The sequence below is a fragment of the Streptomyces tricolor genome, from assembly GCF_002155905.1.
Classification (GTDB): Bacteria; Actinomycetota; Actinomycetes; order Streptomycetales; family Streptomycetaceae; genus Streptomyces; species Streptomyces tricolor.
The window spans coordinates 1-8,718 of record NZ_MUMF01000627.1 but is presented as its reverse complement, the minus strand read 5'-3'; the positions used below and the strand labels follow the sequence as shown (position 1 = coordinate 8,718).

7 protein-coding genes are annotated in these 8,718 nt (G+C 68.4%); 1 reads left to right on the top strand and 6 read right to left on the bottom strand.

Annotation, left to right across the window (positions count from 1 at the left end):
• Nucleotides 1–2,363 (bottom strand): valine--tRNA ligase (locus CCN44_RS35865; protein ID WP_086702780.1); only part of this gene is annotated, 2,363 nt, incomplete at its 3' end.
• A 137-nt stretch (nt 2,364–2,500) separates the two neighbouring features.
• On the opposite strand from CCN44_RS35865, the gene CCN44_RS35860 reads away from it, so the two are divergent.
• Nucleotides 2,501–3,475: a hypothetical protein gene (locus tag CCN44_RS35860; RefSeq protein ID WP_086702777.1), complete on the top strand. Its 975-nt coding sequence runs from the start codon at nt 2,501–2,503 to the stop codon at nt 3,473–3,475.
• Nucleotides 3,476–3,540: 65 nt separating this feature from the next.
• Here the strand turns inward: CCN44_RS35860 and CCN44_RS35855 are convergent, their stop codons facing one another.
• The 5 genes from CCN44_RS35855 to tig all read right to left on the bottom strand — a co-directional run bounded on the left by CCN44_RS35855 (nt 3,541) and on the right by tig (nt 8,510).
• On the bottom strand, nt 3,541–3,825 hold the full coding sequence (locus CCN44_RS35855; RefSeq protein WP_086702774.1) for a hypothetical protein: 285 nt from the start codon (nt 3,823–3,825) through the stop codon (nt 3,541–3,543).
• Nucleotides 3,826–4,014: 189 nt separating this feature from the next.
• Nucleotides 4,015–5,301, bottom strand: a complete 1,287-nt coding sequence (clpX, locus tag CCN44_RS35850; protein WP_059249542.1) for an ATP-dependent Clp protease ATP-binding subunit ClpX — start codon at nt 5,299–5,301, stop codon at nt 4,015–4,017.
• A 170-nt stretch (nt 5,302–5,471) separates the two neighbouring features.
• Nucleotides 5,472–6,137: an ATP-dependent Clp protease proteolytic subunit gene (locus tag CCN44_RS35845; RefSeq protein WP_059249543.1), complete on the bottom strand. Its 666-nt coding sequence runs from the start codon at nt 6,135–6,137 to the stop codon at nt 5,472–5,474.
• Nucleotides 6,138–6,204: 67 nt separating this feature from the next.
• Nucleotides 6,205–6,810 (bottom strand): ATP-dependent Clp protease proteolytic subunit, encoded by a 606-nt coding sequence (locus tag CCN44_RS35840; protein ID WP_059254987.1) that lies wholly within the window; start codon nt 6,808–6,810, stop codon nt 6,205–6,207.
• 332 nt (nt 6,811–7,142) lie between these two features.
• Nucleotides 7,143–8,510, bottom strand: coding sequence for a trigger factor (gene tig / locus CCN44_RS35835; RefSeq protein WP_086702768.1), 1,368 nt, complete (start codon nt 8,508–8,510; stop codon nt 7,143–7,145).
• Between the last annotated feature and the right edge of the window lie 208 nt (nt 8,511–8,718).

Below are 8,718 nucleotides of genomic sequence, written 5' to 3'. Positions count from 1 at the left end.
GTGGCCGTGAAGGAGTCGCCCTCGGGCTGGAGGCGGAGGAGCTGGCGGATGGCCGCCTCGTGCGGGGCCAGCGGCGTGCCGTCGAGGGTGAGGCGGGCCGGGACCCGCTGGCCGGGCTGGAGGCCCTGGTCGGCGCGGAAGCGGCGGACCTCGGTGATGACCGACTGGAGGGTGGAGATCTCCTGCTCGGCGGCCTCGTCGCGGAAGCCGCTGTCGGTCGGCCAGTCGGCGATGACGATCGACTCGCCGCCGGTCAGGGTGGTCCAGAGGGTCTCCGTGACGAACGGGACGACCGGGTGCAGCAGCTTCAGCGTGACGTCCAGGACCTCGCCGAGGACCCGCTTGGAGACCTCGGCCGGCTCGCCGCCCGCCTGGAAGACCGTCTTGGACAGCTCGACGTACCAGTCGAAGACCTCGTCCCACGCGAAGTGGAAGAGGGCGTCGGAGAGCTTGGCGAACTGGAAGTCGTCGTAGTACGCGTCGACTTCGGCCACGACGGAGTTCAGGCGGGAGAGGATCCAGCGGTCCGTCGCCGACATCGCGGACGGGTCCGGCAGCGGGCCCTCGACCGTCGCGCCGTTCATCAGCGCGAAGCGGGTCGCGTTCCAGATCTTGTTGGCGAAGTTGCGGGAGCCCTGGACCCAGTCCTCGCCGATCGGGACGTCGACGCCCGGGTTGGCGCCGCGGGCGAGGGTGAAGCGCAGGGCGTCGCTGCCGTACTTGTCCATCCAGTCCAGCGGGTTGACCGCGTTGCCGAAGGACTTCGACATCTTCTTGCCGAACTGGTCGCGGACCATGCCGTGCAGGGCGATGGTGTGGAACGGCGGGGTGCCGTCCATCGCGTACAGGCCGAACATCATCATCCGGGCGACCCAGAAGAAGAGGATGTCGTAGCCGGTGACCAGGACGGAGTTCGGGTAGAACTTCGCGAGCGACTCGGTCTGCTCGGGCCAGCCGAGGGTGGAGAACGGCCACAGGCCGGAGGAGAACCAGGTGTCGAGGACGTCGGTGTCCTGGTGCCAGCCCTCGCCGGTGGGCGGCTCCTCGTCGGGGCCGACGCAGACGACCTCGCCGTTCGGGCCGTACCAGACGGGGATGCGGTGGCCCCACCACAGCTGGCGCGAGATGCACCAGTCGTGGAGGTTGTCGACCCAGTCGAAGTACCGCTTCTCCATCTCCTGCGGATGGATCTTGACCTTGCCGTCGCGGACGGCGTCGCCGGCGGCCTTGGCCAGCGGGCCGACCTTGACCCACCACTGCATGGACAGGCGCGGCTCGATGGTGGTCTTGCAGCGGGAGCAGTGGCCGACGGAGTGGACGTAGGGCCGCTTCTCGGCGACGATCCGGCCCTCGGCGCGGAGGGCGGCGACGATCGCCGAGCGGGCCTCCAGCCGGTCCAGGCCCTGGAAGGGACCGTGGGCCGTGATGACGGCGTGCTCGTCCATGATCGTGATGGACGGCAGGTCGTGGCGCTGGCCGATCTCGAAGTCGTTCGGGTCGTGGGCCGGGGTGACCTTGACGGCGCCGGTGCCGAACTCGGGGTCGACGTGCGTGTCCGCGACGACCGGGATGGAGCGGTCGGTGAGCGGGAGCCGGATGAGCTTGCCGACGAGGTGCTTGTACCGCTCGTCGTCGGGGTGGACGGCGACGGCGGTGTCACCGAGCATCGTCTCGGCGCGGGTCGTGGCGACGACGATCGACTCGTCCCCGTCGCCGTAGCGCATGGAGACCAGCTCGCCGTCGTCGTCCTGGTACTCGACCTCGATGTCCGAGATCGCCGTCAGACAGCGCGGGCACCAGTTGATGATGCGCTCGGCGCGGTAGATCAGCTCGTCGTCGTAGAGCTTCTTGAAGATGGTCTGGACGGCCTGGGAGAGACCCTCGTCCATGGTGAAGCGCTCACGCGACCACGCGACGCCGTCTCCGAGGCGGCGCATCTGGCCGCTGATCTGCCCGCCGGACTCGGCCTTCCACTGCCAGACGCGCTCGACGAAGGCCTCGCGGCCCAGGTCGTGCCGGGACTTGCCCTCCTTGCCCAGCTCGCGCTCGACCACGTTCTGCGTGGCGATGCCGGCGTGGTCCATGCCGGGCTGCCACAGCGTCTCGTAGCCCTGCATGCGCTTGCGGCGGGTGAGCGCGTCGATCAGGGTGTGCTCGAAGGCGTGCCCGAGGTGCAGGCTGCCGGTGACGTTCGGCGGCGGGATGACGATCGTGTACGGCGGCTTGTCGCTCTTCGCGTCCGCCTCGAAGTAACCCCGCTCCACCCAGCGCTCGTACAGCGGCCCCTCTACATCGGCCGGCGCGTACTGGGTCGGCAGTTCGGTGTCGGGCGCGGGTGGCTGCTGCTGAGCGTTCTCGGTCACGGGGGTCAGTTTAGAGGTGTCACGGGGTGGTCCCGAAACGCGTTTGTTCTGTAACGGTGCGGCCCCCGGTGACGTGCGATTCCCGGGCCTGGGCCAGGATGTCAGGAACACATAAGCTCCTGGAGGGGAACGCAGGAATGAGCAACAACCAGCCGGGCCCGTACGGCCAGCCGCCCCAGCAGCCGGGGCCGTACGGCCAGCCGGGGCAGCCGGGGCAGCCGGGGCAGCCGGGGCCGTACGGCCAGCCGGGCCCCTACGGCCAGCAGCCGCAGGCTCCGCAGCCCGGCTACGGCTACCCTCAGCAGGCGCCGCAGGCCCCGCAGGCTCCGCAGCCCGGGTACGGCTACCCGCAGCAGGGCGCGCCGCAGCAGCCCGGCCCGTACGGCCAGCAGCCCCCGGCGCCCTACGGCATGCCGCAGGCTCCGCAGCCGGCCGGGGGGAAGAAGAAGACGGGCCTGATCATCGGCGCGGTGGCCGTGGTGGCCGCGCTGGCGGTGGGCGCGTACTTCGTGCTCGGCGGCAGCGGCGGCGGCAGCGATGTGGCGGACGACGGTCCGCACAAGCTGACGACTCCGGCGACGGTGCTGTCCGAGTACAAGAAGTCCAAGAGTGACAGCGGTTCCATGTCGGACAACGACATGAAGGACGCCGAGAAGTGGGGCGTGCAGGATCCCCACGACGTCAGCGCCTCCTACGAGGCCGGGGACCCGGACAACCCGCTGAGCAAGAAGGGGATCAACTTCGGCGGTGTCTACGGCACCATCGACGACCCCGAGAAGACCGTCGACGCGATGTTCGCCTACTTCAAGTCCGAGGCCGAGAAGGACAGCGACGGCGACGACGTCGCCTTGAAGGGCGAGCCGAAGGCCTACCAGCCGGCCGGTCTCGACGGCGCGGTCCTCAAGTGCCAGCAGGCCAGCGCCCCCACCGGCGCGAGCAGCGGCGGCCCCAAGGACGTGACGCTGTCGATCTGCATCTGGGGCGACCACAGCACCATCGGGTTCGTCATGCCGATGGACTTCGCCAACCTCGCGGCGGGCCGCAGCAGCGACCCGGCGGCCGACGCCGAACTGGCCGCCAAGCTCCGCAAGGAAGTTCGCGTCAAGGCCTGAGACCCACCGACAAAATCACCGGCGTGGAAGGCGGCTCATGACGATGAGCCGCCTTCCGTCTGCCATCAGGCTCGCTTGCAAGCCTGGTTGGACACCTCGCTCTTCACTCCGATCTTTTCCAGCCCAAGGAGGCAGGCGGGGTGGCCGATCTTGAACAGGCCCGTGTCGAGGGCCGGGTAGTCACAGGCCGCCTTCACCTTCGGACCGGCGAAGTATCCATGGCTGGCCACGTAGTTGGTGCAGGCACTCTGCGAGGCGCTCGCCGGTGAGGCCACGAGGATCGGCAGGGCACCTGCCGCTACCATCACGCCGGCTGCGGCCGCCATGCGCTTCACCTTCTGGAAATTCATTCAGCATCCTCCCGTTTCAAGCAGCCAGACGCTCGAACTCACGTCCGACTCGGTCGCGGAAATTGGATCATGAAAATAGGAGGAGCTCCAGTTCCCCCAGGACCGATGGCCCGTTCTCATCGCCCCCGGTCCGACACGCCGACGGGCAGGCACCCAACGCAGGGTGCCTGCCCGTCGGCGTCAACAAACTCAGGCCGTCTTCTGCTCCCCCGAGCCCCTCCCCCGCGCGTCCCGCGGGATCAGGGTGGGGTTGACGTTGGAGAGGACCACGTCGGCGGTGATGACGACGCGGGCTACGTCCTTGCGGGACGGGACCTCGTACATCACGCCCTGGAGGACCTCCTCCATGATGGCGCGCAGGCCGCGGGCGCCGGTCTGGCGGAGGATGGCCTGGTCGGCGATGGCCTCCAGCGCCTCGCGCTCGAAGTCCAGCTCCACGCCGTCGAGTTCGAACAGGCGCTGGTACTGCTTGACCAGCGCGTTGCGGGGCTCCACCAGGATCTTGAGGAGCGCTTCGCGGTCCAGGTTGTGGACGCTCGTGATCACGGGCAGGCGGCCGATGAACTCGGGGATCATGCCGAACTTGACCAGGTCCTCCGGCATGACGTCCTCGAAGACGTCCTTGGCCTCCAGCTCCCGCTTGGAGAGGATCGTGGCGCCGAAGCCGATTCCCTTGGCGCCGGCCCGGGCCTCGATGATCTTCTCCAGGCCCGCGAAGGCACCGCCCACGATGAACAGGACGTTCGTCGTGTCGATCTGGATGAACTCCTGGTGGGGGTGCTTGCGGCCGCCCTGGGGCGGGACCGAGGCCGTCGTCCCCTCCAGGATCTTCAGCAGGGCCTGCTGGACGCCCTCGCCCGAGACGTCACGGGTGATCGACGGGTTCTCGCTCTTGCGGGCGACCTTGTCGATCTCGTCGATGTAGATGATCCCGGTCTCGGCCTTCTTGACGTCGTAGTCGGCCGCCTGGATCAGCTTCAGGAGGATGTTCTCGACGTCCTCGCCGACGTACCCCGCCTCGGTCAGCGCCGTCGCGTCGGCGATGGCGAACGGGACGTTCAGCATCCGCGCCAGGGTCTGCGCGAGGAGCGTCTTGCCGGAGCCCGTGGGCCCGAGCAGCAGAATGTTCGACTTCGCCAGCTCGATGGCGTCGTCACGGCCGTTCGCGCCGCCGTTCTCGCCCGCCTGGACCCGCTTGTAGTGGTTGTACACCGCGACGGACAGGGCCTTCTTGGCCGCCTCCTGGCCGACCACGTAGCCCTCGAGGAACTCGTAGATCTCGCGCGGCTTGGGCAGCTCCTCCCAGCGCACCTCGCTGGTCTCCGCGAGCTCTTCCTCGATGATCTCGTTGCAGAGATCGATGCACTCGTCGCAGATGTACACACCGGGCCCTGCGATGAGCTTCTTGACCTGCTTCTGGCTCTTGCCGCAGAACGAGCACTTGAGCAGATCGCCGCCGTCACCGATGCGTGCCACGGTGTGCTTCCCCTTCGCCTGGGAGACGCCTGGACGTTACGAGTCCAGCGGCTCCTGGTGCTGCCTTATGTCCGACGGTACCTTGCCGGGCCCGGTGTTCGGGCCCCCCTTGGCAGGGTTCACTTTGCCGTGAACCGCGCCAAGAGGGGCTCAGAGTGGCGCGATCCGCGTCAGCGGACCGCTGCGTTGTTCAGCTTGCGGGTGGAGATGATCTGGTCGACGAGGCCGTACTCCAGCGCCTCCTCGGCCGTGAGGATCTTGTCGCGCTCGATGTCCTCGCGGACCTGCTCGATCGGCCGGTTCGAGTGCTTGGCCAGCATGTTCTCCAGCTGCTCACGCATCCGGGTGAACTCATTGGCGATGATCTCCAGGTCGGAGAGCTGGCCGCGGCCGGTGGAGCCCGCCGGCTGGTGGATCAGCACGCGCGAGTTCGGCAGCGCCATGCGCTTGCCGGGCGTACCGGCGGCGAGCAGGATGGCCGCGGCGGAGGCCGCCTGGCCCATGCAGACCGTCTGGATGTCGGGCTTCACGAACTGCATCGTGTCGTAGATCGCCGTCAGGGCGGTCATGTCGCCACCGGGGCTGTTGATGTAGATCGAGATGTCCCGGTCCGGGTCCATCGACTCCAGGCACAGCAGCTGCGCCATGACGTCGTTGGCGGAGGCGTCGTCGATCTGGACGCCCAGGAAGATCACGCGCTCCTCGAAGAGCTTCGCGTACGGGTCGTACTCGCGGATGCCCTGGGAGGTGCGCTCGACGAAGCGCGGGATGACATAGCGGCTGTCGGGGCGGGGCCCTTCGTACATGCCGCTGGCGGCGCCGGGGAAGTTGCTCATGGGATTCACCGTCCTGGTGGCGTTCGGGGGGCTGGTGTCTCGGCGGTGCGTGGCGTGGCCGGGCCGGTCAGGCACCGGTGCCGCCGCCTCCCGGAACACCCGAGGCGTGCGTGATGATCTCGTCAATGAGACCGTACTCCTTGGCCTCCTCCGGCGTGAACCAGCGGTCGCGGTCACCGTCGCGGATGATCGTCTCGACCGTCTGGCCCGAGTGCCGCGCGGTCAGCTCCGACATGCGCTTCTTGGTGCGCATCAGGTACTCGGCCTGGATCTTGATGTCCGAGACCGTACCGCCGAGGCCCGCGGAACCCTGGTGCATCATGATGTCCGCGTGCGGCAGGGCGAAGCGCTTGCCGGGGGCGCCGCCGGTGAGCAGGAACTGGCCCATCGAGGCGGCCATGCCCATCGCGATCGTGACCACGTCGTTCGGGATGTACTGCATGGTGTCGTAGATCGCCATGCCGGCCGTCACCGAGCCGCCCGGGCTGTTGATGTAGAGGTAGATGTCCTTGTCCGGATCCGCGGCAAGGAGCAGCAGCTGTGCGGTGATCTTGTTGGCGATGTCGTCGTCAACCTGCTGGCCGAGGAAGATGATCCGCTCGTTGAGCAGCCGGTTGTAGACCTGGTCGCCGAGGCCACCACCGATGGAAGGCTCGCCGGCGGCGGAGGGCATCAGATTCGTCACGTATCCACCTGCTCGTCTTACGACGGCGCCGGGCCGTCTCATTGTTCTGCCTTTCATGGACCCTAACGCGAGGGTCCCTTCGGGGAATCCCGGGAATGCGGGTGTTCGCCGGGGGCGTAGCGCTCCGCGCGGGGCTCCGCCAGGTGCCGGGCGCGGTTCGCGGGGGTGGTGCGGGTGCTCGCCGGGCTGCGGGCGCACGGGGCTCGTCGCGCGGTTCCCCGCGCCCCTCGGGGCTGGCCGGCTGCCCCGGCAACGCAAACGGGCCCCGGGGAAAGCCCCAGGGCCCGTCTGTACGTGCCTTACAGGCGCCGCAGGGCCGCTCAGCCCTCGGTCTTCTCCTCGGAGGTCTCCGACGCCTCGGCGGCCTCGGTCTCCTCCTCGTCGTCCAGGTTGACGATCTCGCCGTTGGTGTCCTTCACCGTGGCGGCCTCGACCACGACGGCCAGGGCCTTGCCGCGGGCGACCTCGCCGACCAGCAGCGGCACCTGGCCGCCCTCGACGACGGCCTGGGCGAACTGGTCGGGGGACATGCCGGAGGAGGCGGCGCGCCGCATGAGGTGCTCGGTCAGCTCCTCCTGGTTGACGTTCAGCTGCTCCTTCTTGACCAGCTCGTCCAGGACGAACTGGGTCTTGATGCCCTTGACCGCGGCCTCGCGGGTCTCGGTCTCGAACTCCTCGGCGGTCTTGCCCTGGATCTCCAGGTACTTGTCGAGGGTGAGGCCCATCTGGCCGAGCTGGTGGTGCTCCAGGTTGTGCTTGCGGGTGTTGATCTCGTCCTCGAGGAGCTTCTCGGGGACCGGGACCTCCACCAGCTCCAGCAGCTTCTCCAGGACGCGCTCCTGGGCCTGCGTGGCCTGGTCGAACTGCTTCATGTTGGCGAGGCGCTTGCGGCTGTCGGCCTTCAGCTCCTCCAGGGTGTCGAACTCGGAGGCCAGCTGCGCGAACTCGTCGTCCAGCTCCGGCAGTTCGCGGGCGGCGACCTGGGTGACCTTGACGGTGACCTCGGCCTCCTTGCCCGCGGCGGAGCCGCCCTTCAGCTCGGAGGTGAAGGTGGCCTCCTCACCGGCGGACAGGCCCTTCACGGCGTCGTCGATGCCGTCCAGCAGTTCACCGGAGCCGATGGTGTACGAGACACCGTTGGCGATGCCGTCCTCGAGGACCTCGCCGTCGACCTTGGCCTGCAGGTCGATGGTGACGACGTCGCCGTCCTGGGCGGCACGCTCGACCGGGGTGGTGGAGGCGAAGCGCTCGCGCAGCTGCTCGACCGACTTCTCCACGTCCTCGTCGGTGACCTCGACGGCGTCGACCTCGACCTCGATACCGGAGTAGTCCGGGATCTCCAGGGCGGGGCGGACGTCGACCTCGGCGGTGAAGTTCAGCGTCTCGCCGTCCTTCAGCTCGGTGATGTCGACGTCGGGCTGGCCCAGCGGGCTCAGCTCGGCCTCGTTGACCGCCTCGGTGTAGAACTTCGGCAGCGCGTCGTTGACGGCCTCCTCCAGGACCGCGCCGCGGCCGAACCGCTGGTCGATCACGCGGGCGGGGATCTTGCCCTTGCGGAAGCCCTTCACCGTGACCTGCTGGTTGATCTTCTTGTACGCCGCGTCGAGGCTGTCCTTGAGCTCCTCGAAGGGCACCTCGACAGTGAGCCGAACCCGGGTCGGGTTCAGGGTCTCCACGGCGCTCTTCACGGTTCGGTCTCCTTGTGGCTGACTTCTCGGGTTCTGCCGGAGCCTGACGGGCCCGGCGGATTTCGCCGCCCGGAGGAGTACGTAGGCCGTGAGGGCCGGGACACACGGGCGCGCAGCTTGCATAGTAACCGCAGCCGGTCAGCGCCCCAAAAGGCGATCATCACGACGTCATGAGCCGGTGGTCGGGGTGGCGGGATTTGAACCCACG

Bases quoted from the DNA above. Each gene is read 5' to 3' on its own strand.
- CCN44_RS35845 (WP_059249543.1), bottom strand. From the start codon at position 6,137: ATGAGCAACTTCCCCGGCGCCGCCAGCGGCATGTACGAAGGGCCCCGC.
- CCN44_RS35840 (WP_059254987.1), bottom strand. From the start codon at position 6,810: ATGCCCTCCGCCGCCGGCGAGCCTTCCATCGGTGGTGGCCTCGGCGAC.
- CCN44_RS35860 (WP_086702777.1), top strand. From the start codon at position 2,501: ATGAGCAACAACCAGCCGGGCCCGTACGGCCAGCCGCCCCAGCAGCCG.
- CCN44_RS35855 (WP_086702774.1), bottom strand. From the start codon at position 3,825: ATGAATTTCCAGAAGGTGAAGCGCATGGCGGCCGCAGCCGGCGTGATG.